This is a genomic window from Streptomyces turgidiscabies Car8 (assembly GCF_000331005.1).
Taxonomy (GTDB): domain Bacteria; phylum Actinomycetota; class Actinomycetes; order Streptomycetales; family Streptomycetaceae; genus Streptomyces; species Streptomyces turgidiscabies.
The window spans coordinates 1-16654 of sequence record NZ_AEJB01000188.1 but is presented as its reverse complement, the minus strand read 5'-3'; the positions used below and the strand labels follow the sequence as shown (position 1 = coordinate 16654).

Sequence of the window (16654 nt, the reverse complement as noted above, 5' to 3'; positions counted from 1 at the left end):
CGGCGTCGAGATCCACGCGGCCAACGGTTACCTGGTGCACCAGTTCCTCGCCGACAACACCAACCAGCGCACCGACCGCTACGGCGGCTCCGTCGACAACCGCGTCCGCTTCGCCGTGGAGATCGCCACCGCCGTGGCCGACGAGATCGGCGCCGGCCGTACCGGCATCCGCATCTCCCCCGCCAACCCCTTCAACGACATGGCGGAGAGCGACACCCACGAGCTGTACCCGGCTCTCGTACGCGCCCTCGCCCCTCTCGACCTCGCCTATCTGCACGTCGCCCACGGCGGCGACGAGGAACTCCTGCACACCCTGCGCAAGCTGTGGCCGACCACCCTGATCCTCAACCGGGCCGGCACCGACATCTCCACCCGCATCAAGGACATCGAGGACGGCCTGGCCGACGTCATCACCGTCGGCACCATGGCCCTCGCCAACCCCGACCTCGTCGAACGCGTACGCGCCGGCGCACCCCTGAACACCCCCGACCCCACCACCTTCTACGGCGGCGGCGCGGGCGGCTACACCGACTACCCCACCCACTCCGCCTGACAACAGGCCAGGCACCCGGGAGAATCACCGACCCGGACACCTCGGCACACACAGCTGCGGCGCACGGCAGCCGGACGGCCCAGAGCGTTACGAGCCGCCGCCGTGCGCCGCCGCCATTCCACCTCGCCACCGCCATCTCGCCCCGCCACCGGCGTTGCGCGCCGGAGGCGAAGGAGTCGGCACCACCGCACCGACTCATCCTGCGCAGCTCAACAGCGACGGGGGGTGGAGACCCCGAGGCGTCGCGAGCCAGGTCCGAGCTCAAGCCGCCCGGCCGTACATCATATTACGCATGACAGGCCATGGCTTACGCTTGAGTGCGAAGCAACGACCCTGCGGAGCGAACGGAGGAAGCCTGTGGTGCGCTACGCCAAGGAACACAAACAGGTGACGCGGCAACGGATCCTCGAGACGGCGGGCCAACGGTTCAAGCAGGACGGCATCGACGGCTCCGGCGTCTCCACGCTGATGTCGGACGCGGGGCTCACCAACGGGGCCTTCTACGCCCACTTCGCGTCCAAGGACGACCTCGTGGCCAACGTCGTGGCCGACCAGCTGCGCGTGCAGGTCGCGGCGTACGACACCCTGCGGCCCGGCCGCACGGGACTCGAGGACCTCGTTCGCGAATACCTGTCGCCCGGACACCGGGACAATCCCGGCGCCGGATGCCCCTCCGCCGCGCTGCTCGACGAGATCGGCCGCTGCGGAGACGGAACCAAGCAGGCCTACACCGAAGGCGCGCGAAGCATCTTGGACGAGATCGCCGCCCGCCTGACACCCGAGGACCCGCAGTCCGCCCGCGGCAAGGCCATCGGGCTCTACACCATGCTGGTGGGGACGCTGCAACTGTCCCGCGCCCTCTCCGACCGGAAGTTCGCCGACGAGGTCCTCGAGAAGGGAATCGAGAACGCCCTCATCTTCATGCGCTGACGGGGCGGTCAGAACCTCGGCAGGGCGCCCGCCCTCGACCGCGACGTGCGTCAACTCGGTGCCGTCGAGGGCTGAACGGTCCATCGAGCCTGCCGCCCGCCTCGGCGAAGGCGGCTGACCGTGGCGCCCGTCGTGTCGGGCTCAGCCTCGCTGCCCCCATCCTCTCCACTGTCGCCCCGGTGACCGGCAAGCAAACAGGTCAGCCGTTCTCGGACCGGCAGCTTGAGCCGCCCGCACAACAGGCGCCACGGCCCCGGGACAACGCCCCTGGCCCGCACCGAGCGAGATGACGCCGCCGCGGACTCACAACCGCAGGCAGCCCAGGCCCCCACAACTGCCGTCCTTCCGCGCCCAGTTGAAGGCCGCTAAGCGGTGGGGCCGCCAGGCGCCGTCGGACCTGTCGGCCATCGGCCAGCCGGTCCTGTTGACGAACGGCGAGAACGACCGGATGGTGCCCAGCCCGAACACACTCGACCTGGCCGCCCGCCTGCCCCACAGCGAACTCGTCCCCCTCTACCCGGATGCCGGGCACGGCGGTGTCTCCCAATGCCACCAGGACTTCGTACCCCGGGCGCTGGAACTCCTCGAGTTCTCGACCTGAGCGGCTGCCGTAGGACTTGGTCTTCACGGCCTTCGAGTTGACGCCCGCCGACCAGCAGGGCGACAGGCCCTGGGGCGCCGGATGGCGCCGGGCGGGCGAGACGTCGACAGGGAAAGTCGGCCGTGGGGGCGAAGAACTGGATGTCGCGGTCCAGCCGAGCCGCTCGTCGTCCGTCCGCGGTACCGGCCGTCGGCCGCCACGCGTCGTCACCCTGTCCGGCCACCCCACGCGTGAAGCCGACAGCAGCACCCCCGGCCCTCCACCCCGGCGAACAGGGGCTGACAGAACGGTGCTCTGACCAGCCTGTCCACAGAAGCCCTTCCGCCTGGCAGAAGCCACCTTGCCGAGCCACCGCAACCCTCACGACTCTGATTCCAACACGGCACGCGGGGTGACGACGCCCCGCCGACAGGGACAGGATCGCCCATGCCTCACACCACCGCCTTCGCCAGGAACCAGTGGTACGTCGCCGCCTACAGCCACGAAGTGGGGCGGGAACTGCTCGGCCGGACCATTCTCGGTGAGCCGCTCGTCTTCTACCGCACCGAGGACGAGGGAACGCCCGTGGCCCTGGCCGACCGGTGTGTGCACCGGCGCTACCCGCTCTCCGAGAGCGGCCTCGACGGAGACAGGATCGTGTGCGGCTACCACGGCTTCACCTACGACACCACGGGCGCGTGCGTGTACGTGCCCGGGCAGAAACGCATTCCGCGCACCGCCCGCGTCGCCTCCTACCAGGTGGTCGAGCAGGACGCCCTGATCTGGGTGTGGATCGGCGACCCGGCCCTCGCCGACGCCGACACGATTCCCCGGGCCCGGCACCTCGACTCCCCCGGCTGGGTCACCGTCAAGGGCATGGAGCCGATCGACGCCGACTACGGCCTGCTCGTCGACAACCTCCTCGACCTGTCCCACGAGACCTATCTGCACGGCGGCTACATCGGCACCCCCGAGGTCGCCGAGACGCCGATCAACACGGAGGTCGACGAGGGCGCCGGGATCGTACGGGTGAGCCGGCACATGGACGACGCGGAGTGCCCGCCGTTCTACGCCAGGTCGACCGGCATCGAGGGCCGGATCACGCGCTGGCAGGACATCGAGTACCACGCGCCGTGCCTGTATCTGCTGCACAGCCGGATCGCGCCGGTGGGCGTCCTGCCCGAGGCCGACGGCAGCGACCCGAACGGGTTCCACACCGAGATCACGTACGCCATCACACCGTCGGCCGACGGCAAGGTGTACGACTTCTGGATGGTCTCGCGCGACTGGGCCACGGACGACGACGAGGTCACGGAGTTCCTGCGGGGCAACAACCACACCGTGGTCATGCAGGACGTGGACGCGCTCAACCTCCTTCAGCGGACGCTGGGTTCGGAGCGGTCCGGCTACCAGGAGCTGAGCATCAACATCGACACCGGCGGTCTCGCCGCCCGCCGGATCCTCGCCCGGCTGGTCGAGGAGGGCGAGAAGCCCGTGGAGAAGGTCCTGTGAGTACCGGCCCCACAGGCGAGATCTACCGCATCGCGTGGCTGCCGGGCACGGACGTCCTGCACGGCACCTGCCACTGCGGCCGGGAACACCGTTCGCAGGACCCCATCGAGATGTGGGAGTGGATGCTCGCCCATCCACAGGGACATCAGCCGCAGGCGGACCAGCAACAGGCGGCCCAGCACCAGGGAAACAGCTCATGAGCGTCTACGAAGCCGAACTCGTCGTGGAACGGCGGGAGTCGGCCGCCGACGGGGTGCTCGCACTCACCCTGCGGCACCCGCTGGGTGAGGAGTTGCCGGGCTGGGAGCCGGGCGCCCATGTCGACGTCGTGCTCGGGCCCGGCCTTGAGCGGCAGTACTCACTGTGCGGCGACCCCGCAGACCGGTCGTCGTGGCGTGTCGCGGTGCTGCGCGAGCCGGACGGACGCGGTGGATCGGAGTACGTGCACGGGCAGTTGGGGCTGGGCGACAAGGTGCGGGTACGCGGGCCCCGGAACCACTTCGCCCTCAAGCCGGCTCCCCGGTACCGCTTCGTCGCGGGCGGCATCGGCATCACTCCGATCCTCCCGATGCTCGCCGCCGCCGAAGCGGCGGGCGCCGAGTGGACGCTGCTGTACGGCGGCCGCACCCGTGACTCCATGGCGTTCACCGAGGAGTTGGGGCGCTACGGGGACAGGGTCACGTTCGCTCCGCAGGACGAGACCGGGCTCCTGGACCTCGAAGCGGAGATCGGGCGGCTGCCGGAGGGCACCCTCGTCTACTGCTGCGGCCCCGGGGCCCTTCTCGACGCGGTGGAGACGGTCTGCCCCGCCGGTGCGCTGCACGTCGAGCGGTTCGCGCCCAAGGCCCAACAGGTCGGTGCCGACAGCGAGTTCGAGGTGGTGCTGCAGCGCAGCGGTCGTACGCTGACCGTGCCCGTCGAGGTGTCCGTGCTGGACGCCGTGCGCGGTGCGGGGGTCGAGGTGCTCTTCTCGTGCACCGAGGGCACCTGCGGGACCTGCGAGACGGACGTGGTCGAAGGCACCCCGGACCACCGGGACTCGGTGCTCTCGGACGAGGAGCGGGAGGCGGGCGAGACGATGCTCATCTGCGTGTCCCGCTGCCGTGGTCCACGGCTCGTCCTCGACCTCTGAGCCGTCATCTCGCCGCCCCGGGCATTGACCCGATTCGCCCGGGGCTACTACGTTCCCGCTGAGAACGACTGAGTACAAACGGCTGAGTACAACTGAGAACGACTGAGCATGACCGAGTACGGCTGAGCACGTTCGTGCTGTCCGCGCACGGCTCGCCACACCTGGCACAACCTGTCGGAGCACCTCGATCCGCCCCACAGGAGGAGTCTTGCGTCGTCTGTTGTCCGGTCTCACGGCCGTCACGCTGCTGGTCACCGCGGCGGCCTGCGGTTCGTCGGACGGTTCCGGTTCGCCGGACGGCACCACGTCGTCCGGCGGCACCACCACCCTCAAGGTCGGCATCATCCCCATCGTCGATGTCGCGCCCCTCTATCTCGGTCAGCAGAAGGGCTTCTACAGCAAGCGCGGGCTCAAGCTGTCGATGACGCTCGCGCAGGGCGGCGCGGCGATCGTGCCGGGTGTCGTCAGCGGGCAGTTCCAGTTCGGCTTCAGCAACGTGACGTCACTGATGATCGCCCAGGCGAGCGGCGTGCCCGTCAAGGCCGTCGCCAACGGCATCGCGTCGACCGGAGTACAGGGCAAGGACTTCAGCGCCCTCACCGTGAAGAAGGACAGCCCGATCAGGTCGGCGAAGGACCTGGAGGGCAAGAAGGTCGCCGTCAACACCCTGAGGAACATCAACGAGACCACGGTCCGCGAGTCGGTACGCAAGGCCGGCGGCGACCCGGACAAGGTGACGTTCGTCGAGCTCGCCTTCGACCAGATGCCCGCCGCTCTCGACGGCGGCCAGATCGACGCCGCCCAGGTCGTCGAGCCGGCCCTCGCGACCGTCAAGAGCCAGGGGGGCCGTGAGATCGCCTGGCCGCTGGTGGATGTCGCGCCGGACTGCACCGTCGCCATGTACTTCACGTCCAGCCAGTACGCCCAGAAGCACCCGGAGCTGGTGAAGAAGTTCCAGGAGGCCACCGCGGAGTCCCTCGCGTACGCCGACGCCCACCCGGAGGAGGCCCGTCAGGCCGTCACGACGTACACCAAGATCCCGGCGGACGTGCTGGCGAAGGTGACCCTGCCGAAGTGGCCGGCCGAGGCGAACCGTGCCTCGATCGAGGCACTGGAGAAACTGGGCGAGACGGACGGTCTCTTCAAACAGGCCCCCGACCTGGACAAGCTGCTGCCATGACCGGCCGTCGGTGATGGGCGCGCTCCTCGATGTCGCCGGCCTGAACAAGGTCTACGACAGTTCCGGGCGTCGGGTCGAGGCGGTGCGCGACCTCACCTTCACCGTCGGGGCGGGCGAACTCGTCTGCCTGGTCGGGCCGTCGGGGTGCGGCAAGACGACGCTGCTCAAGTGTGTGGGCGGGCTGCTGGCGCCGACGGCGGGCCGGGTGACGCTCGCGGGACGGCCGGTGAGCGGGCCGCCGCCCGGCATGGCGTTCGTCTTCCAGGAGTACGGACGCAGCCTCTTTCCCTGGATGCGCGTCCGCGACAACGTCGAACTGCCCCTCAAACAGAAGCATTTCACCAAGGAGCGGCGGCGCGAGCTGGTCGCGGACGCGCTGCGCTCGGTCGGCCTCACGGACGCCGCCGGGGCCTACCCCTGGCAGCTGTCCGGCGGGATGCAGCAGCGGGTCGCGATCGCCCGCGCACTCGCCCATGAACCCGAAGTGCTGCTGATGGACGAACCGTTCGCGGCGGTCGACGCACAGACGCGCGCCGAGCTGGAGGATCTCGTGCGGGGGCTGTGGCGGGAGCGCGGGATCACGATCCTCTTCGTCACGCACGACATCGACGAGGCCGTGTATCTCGGCGAGCGGGTGATCGTCCTGTCCGCGTCCCCGACCGTCGTCAGGAAGGAGCTGAGGATCGATCTCCCGGACGAGCGCGACCAGTTGCACACCCGGGTCGCCCCGCGCTTCGCCGAACTCCGTACGCGCGTCTACGAGCAGATCCAGGCGGCCAAGCGCGGAACCCCGGCGCCGGGCCCGGGCCCGTGGGACACCGTCGAGGACAGGCCGGAGCGCAGGACCTGAGCCGGTGGCCCCGGTGCCGTCGACGACCTGAACGCCGACGGTTCCGGGGCCAGGTCCCGTCTCACACCTCCCGGTCCGGCACCACGCTCAGGTGGCTCGCCGAGCGCCGCGGGCGGCGTGGTCCGCGTGGGGCTTCCGCCGGGCGCCGCGTCTCGCGGAGCACCAGCGTCAGCCTCGTATAGCCCATGTCCTCAAGGGACTTGGGGGTCTCGCCCACGACGCGGCACTCGGTGGCGCCCCAGCGCGGATCGGGGTGCAGCAGCGGGCGTACGGCTCCGTCGTGCTGGACGGCTTCCGCGCCGACCGCCCGGATCCAGTGTGGCAGGCCCTGCCGGTAGGCGGCCTCCATGAGCGGGTCCTGGGCGATGTCGCGGCGGATGGCCTGGAGGCCGCGGTCCTGGGCGTGCCGCTCCACTGCGGCGGCGAAGTGCGCCAGCATCGGCAGACACCAGCTCGACTCGTGCTCGCCGAGGACCGTGCCCGCGTCCGGATGGAAGAGGACGAAACGGAGGAAGTTGTCGCCGGGCATGGCCGTGGGATGCGGGCCGACGGCGCGGAAAAGTGTCTCGAACGCGGTGTTGGAGAGGACCACGTCCCAGCGGTGGTCGAGGACGACGGACGGAAAGGTCACGGCCTCGACAAGTGTGGCGTAGTCCCGCAGATACGCCTGGGCCTCGGGACTCTCGGGGACGGGCCGCGGCGCCGGCCGCTGCCCTCCTGCCTGAAATGCCATCGGGAGGTCACCCCTCTTGCCTATGCGGCCTTCACGCGGCGCCCTGATCCTGCTGCCCCGCCAGGAGTCGTGTCAACTATCGTGGCATTTCATGCCTGTTGACGGCTGAATCTGGCCACAGATGTGGCGAGAGCTGGATGTGAGTTCGAACAACCCGCTACTCTCTCCGGGCAGTTCACGGCGACCGACGAAGTCGCGGTGGACGCACAGGGCCGCGAGGACTCAGCGACCCCATACGCAGACCCACATGCACAGAAGACGGTAGGAGACCTGTCGGTGACGGATGGCTACGAGGTTCCGGGCGCCACGGCGACGGTTCTGCTGTCCGCCGTCGTGGCCCGGGTCAGCACGCTCGCGGACCGGCTCGGAGTAGCGCACGCCGAGGTCTTCCACACCGGGCGGCTCTCGGCCGTGTCCGGCGTACCGGAGAGCGTCGTCAAGGCCCTGCTGAGCGGGCAGAGCGCCGGCGAACCCGACCTGCAGGCCCGCTTCCTTCAGCGGCTGGGCCTGCTGCGCCGCACCCGGCTGAAACCGAACGGCCGCAAGTACACCCAGCAGGAGATCGCCGACGGCGCCGGCATGTCGCGCCAGCAGGCGGGCGCACTCATCAACGGCGACCGGCGCCCCACCATGGAGCACTGCGACGCCATCCAGCGCTTCTTCAGAGTGCACGCCGGTTTCCTCACCGCGGAGGATCCCGAGGCACTCACGGGCGCCCTCCAGACCGCCGAACAGGAGCTCCTCCAGCAGCTCGCCGACCGGGAGCGTGAGGCGGCGAAGGCCGCCGACGACCCGCTGCAGCGGCTGCTGCAGGACCACGGCGTCCGCGGAATCGCCTGGCGGGCCGCGCAGCTGCCCTCCGACCAGCATCGCGACAAGGTCGCCGAGTGGCTGGACATGCTTCTGGAGAGCGTCAAGCGGCCGGAGTCGTGATCCGAGGGATGACTGTGAACATCGGCAAGGAAATGCGCCGCCTGTGCGGCGAGTTGGTGACCGAGCTGCAGCTCCCGGCACCGGCCGAACCCGCCGACCTCTACGCGGCGCTGTGCGACGCCATGAGCAGGCGCCGGGGCCGTCCCGTCGTGTTCCGCGCGGCCCCCTTCCCGCCCGGCACGGCCAGCGGGCTGTGGCTCGACATGGCCGACCAGGACCTCATCGTGGTCGAGGAACGCACCGCGCCCGACCACCAGTTGGTGATCCTGGGCCACGAGCTGTGGCACATGCAGGCCGGGCACTGCGGCCATCACGTCGAGGGCGCGGCGGTCGCCGCCCGGCTGCTCAGCGACACCGCGGACCTCCAGGCCACGGTCCGCAAGGTGGCCGCCCGCACCCGCTCCGACCTCGCCGACGAGCAGGACGCCGAGAGCTTCGGTCTGCTGCTGGCCAGCAAGTGCCGTACGTGGCTTGCCGGTTCGGCGCGCCGGCCCGTGCGGCGCGACCAGCTCGCGGGCCGCATCGAGGCCTCCCTGGGCTATCGCGGACCGCAGAGCTGAGACGGCGCCCGCCGTGAACGACTCCAGTTACTACGTGCCGTCCGCCGCGATGGTGATCGTCCTCCTCCTCAAGGGCCGGGCGGTGCTGCGCGCCTGGCGGGACCCGCTGCTGCGGTCGGTGTACGCACTGCTCCTGCTGTCCGTGCTGGTGTTCCTCTTCGCTGCCCCGCCGACCATCACCTGGGTCAACCGGCTCACCGCCGTCCCGAACTTCTCGGCGCCGCTGGTGTACTGCCTGCTGAGCGCCTTCAGTGCCTCCTGCCTGGTGCTGATCATCAACTGGCGCGGGGGCCCGCCCGAGGCCACCCGGCGTGCCACCCGCCGCTGGATCGCCGGGTACGCGGTCGTCATCGTGGCGACAGCGGCCCTGTTCGCCCTCGGGGACACGCCCGAGCAGCGCCTGCGCGACTTCGACACGTACTACGCGAACACCCCGTTCGTCCGCGAGATGATCGTGCTGTACCTCGTCGCGCTGACGGTCGCGAACATCGCGATGAACATGGTGTGCTGGCCGTGGGCGCTGCGGGTGCACGGCTGGCTGCGGGTGGGGCTGCTCGTCATCGTGGCCGGCTTCTTCTGCAACATCGCCTTCGCGGCCACGAAGCTGACGGCCGTGGTCGCCCGCTGGAACGGCGGCGACCTCGACTACCTGAGCACCTACGTCGCCCCCGCGCTGGCCGCCGCCGCGGAGGTCGTCACGGCGGCCGGCTTCTGCATCCCGCTGGCCTGCCAGCGCGTCGGGGACGTGTGGAGCACCTGGTCGACGTACCGCCGGCTCAGCCCGCTGTGGCGCGAGCTCGCCCCCCTGTCCGACCACGGCGACCACGCGGTCCGCATCGCCTGGTGGTCACCGGCCGAACTCCAGGTCACCCGCCGGGAGTCCGACATCCACGACGGCATGCTCAGCCTCTACCCGTACTTCGACCCGACCGTCCGCGCCCGGGCCTACGAGGCCGCCCGCACCGCGGGTTCCTCCCCCGACGCCGCCCGGGCCGAGGCGGACGCGGCCATGGTGACGGCAGCGTTACGGGCCCGCTCGGCAGACCCGGAGGGCAGACTCGTCAACGCGGCGACGACGGAGCACGACGGCCCGCCATCGGCCACGGAGACCCCCCGCGACCTGGTAGCCATGTCCCTGGCCCTGCGCTGCTCTCCGGTGGTCGCAGCGGTACGAGAAGAAGCCGCGGCTTGGCCGTAGGCCGCGTCGGCGCTTTTAGGGGCGCGGGGAACTGCGCGACCAGCCACAGCGAACCCGCACCCGAAGACGGACCTACGTAGCGCTACGTTCGCTGACCTCCCGCAAGTCCCGTTCCACCACCCGCCCATGGACATCACAGGGCCGCCCCTCGACCAACAGCTCCCGCCAGTGCTCCCGGCTCCAGTCGGCCGGCGCACTCCCACCGGTGAACTCCTCCACCAGCGCCACGAACCGCGCCGGATCACCGTGGAACGGAAAATGCCCCGCCCCCTCGAAGATCTCCAGCCGGCTCCCCGGCATCGCCTCGTGCGCCCGGTGAGCGTGCCGCACCGGCACCACGCTGTCCCGGTCCCCCCACAACAGCATCGTCGGCATGCCCTCGGTGAGATAGCACCGGTCGAGCATCGTCACGACCTGCCCGCGCCAGTCGACGACCGCGCGCAGGGTGCGGATGAAGGCGTTGCGGGAGGTCTCGTCGGGCAACGCGTCGACGAGGGTGAGCAGTTCCTGCGCGTCCTGGCCCAGATCGGTGTCCAGGAGCTTCATCAGCCGTACCGCGAGCCCCACTTGGAGTCGCATCCCGGGCAACCGCAGCGCGGAGAGCGCGAGATGGGCGCCGGGCAGTGACACCGCGCGCAGGACCGGGTTGACCTCGCGGCCGACCCCGCCCGCGCTGACCAGGATGAGCCGCTCGGTGCGCTCGGGGAACTGGTAGGCGAACTGCATGGCCACCCCACCGCCGAGGGAGTGTCCGACGAGCGTCGCGGACTCGATGCCGAGGCTGGTGAGCAGATCGCGCACGCCGTTTGCGTAGGCGGCCACCGAGTAGTCGGCGCGCGGCTTGTCGGACGCGCCGTGACCGAGCAGGTCGGGGGCGATCACGGTGTGGTTGCGGGCGAGGTCGGGGATCAGCTCTGCCCAGGTCGCCGAGGAGTCCCCGATGCCGTGGATCAGGACGAGGGCCGGGCCCTCGCCGGCCATCCGGAAGGCCCGGCGGTAGCCGTGCACGACGCGGTACCGCAGTTCCAGCTCACCGTCGCCGACCGGTCGCAGCCGTACCGCGCGTGCCGGTCCGTGACGCGGGATGTCCGTCACGCCGCTCACCTCCCCGCTTCCTGTGCCCTGAACCCCTTGCCGAAAACCCTTTCTACTCAGCGTAGAACCCCATTCTCACGAGGCGTTTCGAGGAGGTTTCGCCTCCGCTAAGCGAGCGAACCGACGTGTACGGAACCGGGATTGTCAGTGGTGGGCGGCAAGCTGGGAGGTGCACCACTGAGCCGAGATGACGCCGACATGGGGAGAGCCGTCCGATGCCGACCGCCGTACTGACCGACCGTGAGCGCACCGCCGTACAGGCCTACTTGCGGCTGCTGCACACCGTCCGCGCCGCCTTCGACGTACCGTCGGGAGGTCTGCGACCACCGGTCGTGCCGCCCGCCGTCCTCGCGGAGGCGGAAGCGGCCCTGGCGCAGGCGGGCCTGACGGGCAACGAGGAGAGGTTCTTCCGGTTGCTCAGGCAGGCTGGTGCGGCACACTGACCGCCGTCGCCAGCAGCCCGCGCCGCACGGTCCAGCGCCCGTCGAAGTACCCGAGTTCCCGGCCGTCGACGACCGGTCCGGGCACCAGCAGACGGGCCCGGAAGGTGCCGAACGGGTGCGGGCCGGGGACTGCCGTGAACTCGATGTCGGCCTCGCTGAAGTCGAGCCACTTGCCGGTGAGGGGGAACCACGCCTTGTAGACCGACTCCTTGGCGCTGAACAGCAGCCGGTCCCAGTGCACCGGATCCCAGGGCGCCCGGGCTCCGGGCGCGGCCGGGCCGCTCGCCTTCAGTTCGCGCAGGTGTGCCAGTTCCGTGGGCAGGGCCACGGAGCCGAGGACGCCCTCGGGCAGCGGCTGGTGGGGTTCGGCGTCGATGCCGACGGAGGCCAGGTCGTCCGCGCGGACGAGCGCGGCGGCGCAGTAGCCCTCGCAGTGGGTCATGCTGCCGACCAGGCCGGCCGGCCACCGCGGGGCGCCCCGCTCACCGGGGAGCACGGGCTGCGGCGGCACGCCGAGCTTCTCCATGGCCCGGCGGGCGCACGCGCGTACGAGGGTGAACTCGCGGACGCGCTTGGGCACCGCCCGGGCCACGAGCGCCGCCTCCTCGGGATACAGCGCCGCGCCTCCGGAACCGCCGGCCCCGTACGCACCGTCGGCCCACTCGTCACCGTGCGTCTCCACGGCCACCACCGTGGCCGGAAGCAGCTCCTCGATCACCGGATCCGACCTCCATCGGCAGTATGCGGCGCAGCCGTCCGGGGTCTCCCGGGCGCTTCTGCCATTCGCGGGGGTAGCCCACTGACACTTCTTCGAAGCGGACGCCCTCGTGCCAGGTGGTCCGAGGGATGTGCAGATGGCCGTAGACCATGGTCGCGACGCGGAACCGGCGGTGCCAGTCGGCGGTAAGTGTGGTGCCGCACCACATGGCGAACTCGGGGTGCCAGAGCACGTCCGTCGGATGCCGGTCCAGCGGGTAGTGGTTGACGAGCACCGTCGGCAGGTCCCCGGGCAGTTCGGCGAGCCGCCGCTCGGTCTCCGCGACCCGGGCCCGGCACCAGGCCTCGCGGGTCGGGTAGGGGTCGGGGTGCAGAAGGTACTCGTCGGTGCAGACGATGCCGGTGCCGTGCGCGTACGCCAGCCCCTCCTCCTTGGTCGCGCAGCCGCGCGGCAGGAAGGAGTAGTCGTAGAGGAGGAAGAGCGGCGCGACGACCACGGGGCCGCCGGGGCCCTCCCACACGGGGTACGGGTCCTCGGGCGTCGTCACACCCAGCTCCCGGCACAGCCCGACCAGGTGTTCGTAGCGGGCGACGCCACGCAGGGTGACCGGGTCCTTGGGGTGGGTCCACAGCTCGTGGTTGCCGGGTGCCCAGACGACCTTGCGGAAACGGCCGGCGAGGGTTTCGAGGACCCAGCGGATGTCGGCGACCGACTCCGACACGTCGCCGGCGACGATCAGCCAGTCGTCGTCCGTCTCGGGGCGCATCTGTTCGACCAGGGCGCGGTTCTCCGGGTAGCCGATGTGCAGATCACTGATCGCCAGCAGTTGTCCGGCACCGCCGGCCGTCGTCTCCACCCCAGCCCCCTCCGCATCCGAACTCCGCCCCCGCGGGCGCACTTTCGGACCCACAAGAACACATCACCGGCAGCCGGACAAGTACGGCTCCCCGCCCTCCCGGCACCCTCCCGGCGCAGCTCACCGGGCGGGCCGAAGATCATTACAGGGGACCACTGTTGGTGCACAAGGCAACACACGGGGTACTGCTGTCAATTCCGTAACACGCGCGTAGCAGGAACAGGGTCTGCGGAGCCTTATGATCGCCTCAACACTTCCGCCAGAAATCCGGTTCGCACCCGGGTGGCTTGTCGTGTTCCCAACTCTCCCCTGGCCGGGCTCGGCCTTATTTTGCCGCGCCCGTGAACCTTGAAAGGTGGCCCTGCATGGTCTCTCGCGTACGCGTCTGGCTGAACCGCACGTACGCGGAGAACGTGTTCTTCATGGAACAGCTGCGGAGAAATCCCAGCGATCGCGCGGTCGAGATCCACGCCACCCACGGGGACGCCGACTCCCCCGTCCTGGCCGCCGCCGACACCGCCGCCATGGAGCCCGAGGGCCTGTCCCCCGCCGCGTACGTCGAGTACGCGCTCGACCAGTGCGTCCGTCGTGAGATCGACGTGTTCGTGCCGCGGCTGCACCAGGACGCGATCGTCGAGCACCGCGCGGACTTCGAGGCCGTGGGCACCAAGCTGCTCGCGCCGACGCCGGAGGCGGTGGCCGTCTTCCAGGACAAGGCGACCGCCTACCAGGCCGTCGAGGCCGTCGGCGTTCCGGTGCCGCCCTGGTGGCGGGTGCGCAGCGCCGACGAACTCATCGTCGCGGTCGACCAGTTGGAGGCCGACGGCCACAAGGCGTGCTTCAAGCCGGCGGCGGGCGCGGGCGGAGTGGGCTTCCGCATGATCACGCGGGCCCCCTTCTCGATGTCGCACCTCAACGGGTTCCCCAGCCCCTACGTCCAGTTGGACATGGTCCTCGACGTGCTGCGGAACACCGACGAGGACATCGACTGGCTGGTGATGCCCCGTCTGGAGCAGCCCGAGGTGTCCGTCGACTGCCTCACCGGCACCGACTCGCGTATCCGGATGGCGATCGGCCGCACCAAGAACGGCCGGCGGCGTGGCTTCACCCTCGACGAGGCCTGGCTGGAGCCCGCGCGGCTCATCGCCGAGGGCTTCGGACTGCACCACCTGAGCAACATCCAGTTCCGGATGTACGAGGACCGGCCGGTTTTGATGGACGTCAACACGCGTCCGGCCGGCGGTCTGCACCAGCTGTCGCTGTGCGGCATCAACGCCCCTTGGGCGGCCGTGCAGTTGGCGCTCGGTGAGGACCCGGGCGACCTGGTGCCGCCGTTCCTCGGGCAGGACTACGCGGTGATCTCCGCGCCGCGCCTGGTGCGTACGGTGTCGGCGACCGCGGACGAGGTCCCGGAGCCCACGTCCACGCTGCCCGCCGTACCGGCGACGGCGCCCGCCGAGGAGCCTGCCGCGGAAGCGGCGGCGGAGGCATCTGCGGGAGCACCGGCGGCTGCCACCGCGTAAACGCCCCTTTTCGACCTCTTTCTCCATCAGACTCACCCCCATCGGTCTGGACCAATCGGCGCTCAGTCTCTTGACAGCCCGACTGGTCCAGACCAACTTTGTTGCGCACCCCTCTGCACCTTCGTGCAGAGCTCTGCACTCCCGAAAACCCCACCGCTTCAGGGAGATCGCGTGCGCTTCACACTCACCAGACACCGACTGCTCGCCCTGCTCGGCTCCGCCACCCTGGCCCTGGCCGGGGCGGTCGCCCTGCCCGGCACCGCCCAGGCGGCCAACGTCCTGACCAATCCCGGCTTCGAGTCGGGCTCCCTCTCCCCCTGGTCCTGCACCGGCAACCTCGGCCAGATCACCTCCTCCCCCGTGCACGGCGGCACCAAGTCCCTTTCCGGCGCGGCCAGTTCGAGCGACAACGCCAAGTGCGCCCAGACCGTCACCGTCCGCCCGAACACCGCCTACACGCTTAGCGGCTGGGTGCGCGGCTCGTACGTCTACCTCGGCGTCGACAGCGGCCCCTCGACCTGGACGACGTCCCCCTCGGCGTACGCCCAACTGTCCGTCACCTTCACGACAGGCGCGGCGCAGACCACCGCCACGGTCTACACCCACGGCTGGTACGGCCAGGGCACCTACTACGCCGACGACATCAGCCTCGACGGCCCGGGCGGCGGCGGCTCGGACACCCAGGCACCCACCGCGCCCGGCACCCTCCGCTCCACGGCCAAGACCTCCTCGACGGTCTCCCTGGCCTGGAACGCCGCGTCGGACAACGTCGGCGTCACCGCGTACGACATCTACCGCGGCGCGAGCCAGGTGACGAGCGTGTCCGGTACGTCGGCCACGGTGAGCGGGCTCTCACCGAGCACCGCGTACTCCTTCTCGGTGAAGGCGCGCGACGCGGCGGGCAACGTCTCGGCGGCCTCGAACTCCGTGAGCGTCACGACGGACGCGGGCGGGGGCACCACGGGGTTCAAGCAGGCGGCTCCCTACCTCTTCCTCGGCTGGGGCGACCCGCCGAGCGCGACCTCGGTGATGAGCGCGACGGGCGTCAAGTGGTTCACGATGGCGTTCATCCTGTCCTCGGGCGGCTGCAACCCGGCCTGGGACGGCACCCGCGCGCTGACCGGCGGCAACGACCAGAGCGTCATCAACTCCATCCGTGCGGCGGGCGGTGACATCGTCCCGTCGATCGGCGGCTGGAGCGGCAACAAGCTCGGTCCGAACTGCTCGACGCCCGAGGCACTCGCGGGCGCCTACCAGAAGGTGATCGACGCCTACGGGCTCAAGGCGATCGACGTCGACATCGAGAACTCGGACGAATTCGAGAACGAGGTGGTGCAGGACCGCATCCTGGGCGCCCTGAAGATCGTCAAGGCGAACAACCCGGGCCTGCGCACGATCCTGACCTTCGGCACGTCGACCACCGGCCCGAACTACTGGGGCAACCGCCTCATCGAGCGCGCGTCGGCCCTCGGTGCCAACATCGACGTGTTCACGATCATGCCGTTCGACTTCGGCGGCGGCGCCGACATGTACGCGAGCACGGTCAACGCCACGGAGGGGCTGAAGACGAAACTGCGCTCGACGTTCGGCTGGGACGACGCGACGGCGTACGCCCACATCGGGATCTCCGGCATGAACGGCCTCTCCGACCAACAGGAACTGACCAGCCCGACGACCTGGACGCAGATCCGCGACTGGTCCGACTCCCACCACATCGCCCGCCTCGCCTACTGGGCGGTCAACCGCGACCGCCCGTGCCCCGGCGGCGGAGTGGTCAGCAACTGCTCGGGCATCAGCCAGAGCACCTGGCAGTTCACCTCGATCACGGCCGGCTTCACCGGCTGAGCCGACATCGGAA

The 16654-nt window shown here is 70.3% G+C and carries 18 protein-coding genes; 14 read left to right on the top strand and 4 right to left on the bottom strand.

The window, feature by feature from the left end:
• The 8 genes from STRTUCAR8_RS11620 to STRTUCAR8_RS11585 all read left to right on the top strand — a co-directional run.
• A partial coding sequence (locus STRTUCAR8_RS11620; RefSeq protein ID WP_006375852.1) for an oxidoreductase occupies nt 1-553 on the top strand: 553 nt, incomplete at its 5' end.
• Between the two features lie 357 nt (nt 554-910).
• Entirely contained in the window at nt 911-1483 is a 573-nt protein-coding gene (locus STRTUCAR8_RS11615; protein ID WP_006375845.1) for a TetR/AcrR family transcriptional regulator, read from the top strand.
• A 286-nt stretch (nt 1484-1769) separates the two neighbouring features.
• Nucleotides 1770-2084, top strand: coding sequence for an alpha/beta fold hydrolase (locus STRTUCAR8_RS11610; RefSeq protein WP_006375837.1), 315 nt, complete (start codon nt 1770-1772; stop codon nt 2082-2084).
• A gap of 426 nt (nt 2085-2510) precedes the next feature.
• Complete coding sequence (locus tag STRTUCAR8_RS11605) at nt 2511-3575, top strand: aromatic ring-hydroxylating dioxygenase subunit alpha (RefSeq protein ID WP_006375849.1); 1065 nt, start codon at nt 2511-2513, stop codon at nt 3573-3575.
• The gene (locus STRTUCAR8_RS11600; RefSeq protein ID WP_006375847.1) at nt 3572-3775 is read left to right on the top strand and encodes a hypothetical protein; all 204 of its coding nucleotides are present in this window, start codon (nt 3572-3574) and stop codon (nt 3773-3775) included. Before STRTUCAR8_RS11605 ends, STRTUCAR8_RS11600 begins: the two co-directional genes overlap by 4 nt.
• Nucleotides 3772-4707 (top strand): PDR/VanB family oxidoreductase, encoded by a 936-nt coding sequence (locus STRTUCAR8_RS11595; RefSeq protein ID WP_006375841.1) that lies wholly within the window; start codon nt 3772-3774, stop codon nt 4705-4707. Before STRTUCAR8_RS11600 ends, STRTUCAR8_RS11595 begins: the two co-directional genes overlap by 4 nt.
• A 208-nt stretch (nt 4708-4915) precedes the next feature.
• Nucleotides 4916-5887, top strand: a complete 972-nt coding sequence (locus STRTUCAR8_RS11590) for an ABC transporter substrate-binding protein (RefSeq protein ID WP_006375850.1) — start codon at nt 4916-4918, stop codon at nt 5885-5887.
• 13 nt (nt 5888-5900) lie between these two features.
• Nucleotides 5901-6737 carry an ABC transporter ATP-binding protein gene (locus STRTUCAR8_RS11585; protein ID WP_044472043.1) on the top strand — a complete coding sequence of 279 codons (837 nt, stop codon included), beginning with the start codon at nt 5901-5903 and terminating at the stop codon, nt 6735-6737.
• 61 nt (nt 6738-6798) lie between these two features.
• On the opposite strand, the gene STRTUCAR8_RS11580 is transcribed toward STRTUCAR8_RS11585, so the two are convergent.
• Complete coding sequence (locus STRTUCAR8_RS11580; RefSeq protein WP_006375853.1) at nt 6799-7470, bottom strand: MmyB family transcriptional regulator; 672 nt, start codon at nt 7468-7470, stop codon at nt 6799-6801.
• Nucleotides 7471-7746: 276 nt separating this feature from the next.
• On the opposite strand from STRTUCAR8_RS11580, the gene STRTUCAR8_RS11575 reads away from it, so the two are divergent.
• Genes STRTUCAR8_RS11575 through STRTUCAR8_RS11565 form a run of 3 tightly spaced genes read left to right on the top strand, consistent with a single transcriptional unit; the run spans nt 7747 to nt 10161 of the window.
• A complete protein-coding gene (locus STRTUCAR8_RS11575; RefSeq protein ID WP_044472042.1) occupies nt 7747-8403 on the top strand; it encodes a helix-turn-helix domain-containing protein in 657 nt (218 codons plus the stop codon).
• Between the two features lie 32 nt (nt 8404-8435).
• Nucleotides 8436-8963 carry a hypothetical protein gene (locus tag STRTUCAR8_RS11570; protein ID WP_044472045.1) on the top strand — a complete coding sequence of 176 codons (528 nt, stop codon included), beginning with the start codon at nt 8436-8438 and terminating at the stop codon, nt 8961-8963.
• Nucleotides 8964-8976: 13 nt separating this feature from the next.
• Complete coding sequence (locus STRTUCAR8_RS11565) at nt 8977-10161, top strand: MAB_1171c family putative transporter (protein ID WP_006375843.1); 1185 nt, start codon at nt 8977-8979, stop codon at nt 10159-10161.
• A 72-nt stretch (nt 10162-10233) separates the two neighbouring features.
• Here STRTUCAR8_RS11565 and STRTUCAR8_RS11560 read toward each other — a convergent pair whose 3' ends face one another.
• The gene (locus STRTUCAR8_RS11560) at nt 10234-11256 is read right to left on the bottom strand and encodes an alpha/beta fold hydrolase (RefSeq protein WP_044472044.1); all 1023 of its coding nucleotides are present in this window, start codon (nt 11254-11256) and stop codon (nt 10234-10236) included.
• A gap of 215 nt (nt 11257-11471) precedes the next feature.
• Here STRTUCAR8_RS11560 and STRTUCAR8_RS11555 point away from each other — a divergent pair, with 215 nt between their 5' ends.
• Entirely contained in the window at nt 11472-11699 is a 228-nt protein-coding gene (locus tag STRTUCAR8_RS11555) for a hypothetical protein (RefSeq protein WP_006375839.1), read from the top strand.
• On the opposite strand, the gene STRTUCAR8_RS11550 is transcribed toward STRTUCAR8_RS11555, so the two are convergent.
• Both STRTUCAR8_RS11550 and STRTUCAR8_RS11545 read right to left on the bottom strand, forming a co-directional pair.
• Entirely contained in the window at nt 11674-12417 is a 744-nt protein-coding gene (locus STRTUCAR8_RS11550) for a 4'-phosphopantetheinyl transferase family protein (RefSeq protein ID WP_044472041.1), read from the bottom strand. The two genes, STRTUCAR8_RS11555 and STRTUCAR8_RS11550, sit on opposite strands and share 26 nt — an antisense overlap.
• Nucleotides 12365-13273 (bottom strand): metallophosphoesterase family protein, encoded by a 909-nt coding sequence (locus STRTUCAR8_RS11545; protein ID WP_006375854.1) that lies wholly within the window; start codon nt 13271-13273, stop codon nt 12365-12367. The genes STRTUCAR8_RS11550 and STRTUCAR8_RS11545 overlap by 53 nt, the downstream gene beginning before the upstream one ends.
• A 365-nt stretch (nt 13274-13638) precedes the next feature.
• On the opposite strand from STRTUCAR8_RS11545, the gene STRTUCAR8_RS11540 reads away from it, so the two are divergent.
• Together STRTUCAR8_RS11540 and STRTUCAR8_RS11535 are read left to right on the top strand one after the other, a co-directional pair.
• Nucleotides 13639-14796 (top strand): ATP-grasp domain-containing protein, encoded by a 1158-nt coding sequence (locus STRTUCAR8_RS11540; protein WP_006375840.1) that lies wholly within the window; start codon nt 13639-13641, stop codon nt 14794-14796.
• Between the two features lie 171 nt (nt 14797-14967).
• Entirely contained in the window at nt 14968-16641 is a 1674-nt protein-coding gene (locus STRTUCAR8_RS11535) for a carbohydrate binding domain-containing protein (RefSeq protein ID WP_006375836.1), read from the top strand.
• Nucleotides 16642-16654 lie beyond the last annotated feature (13 nt).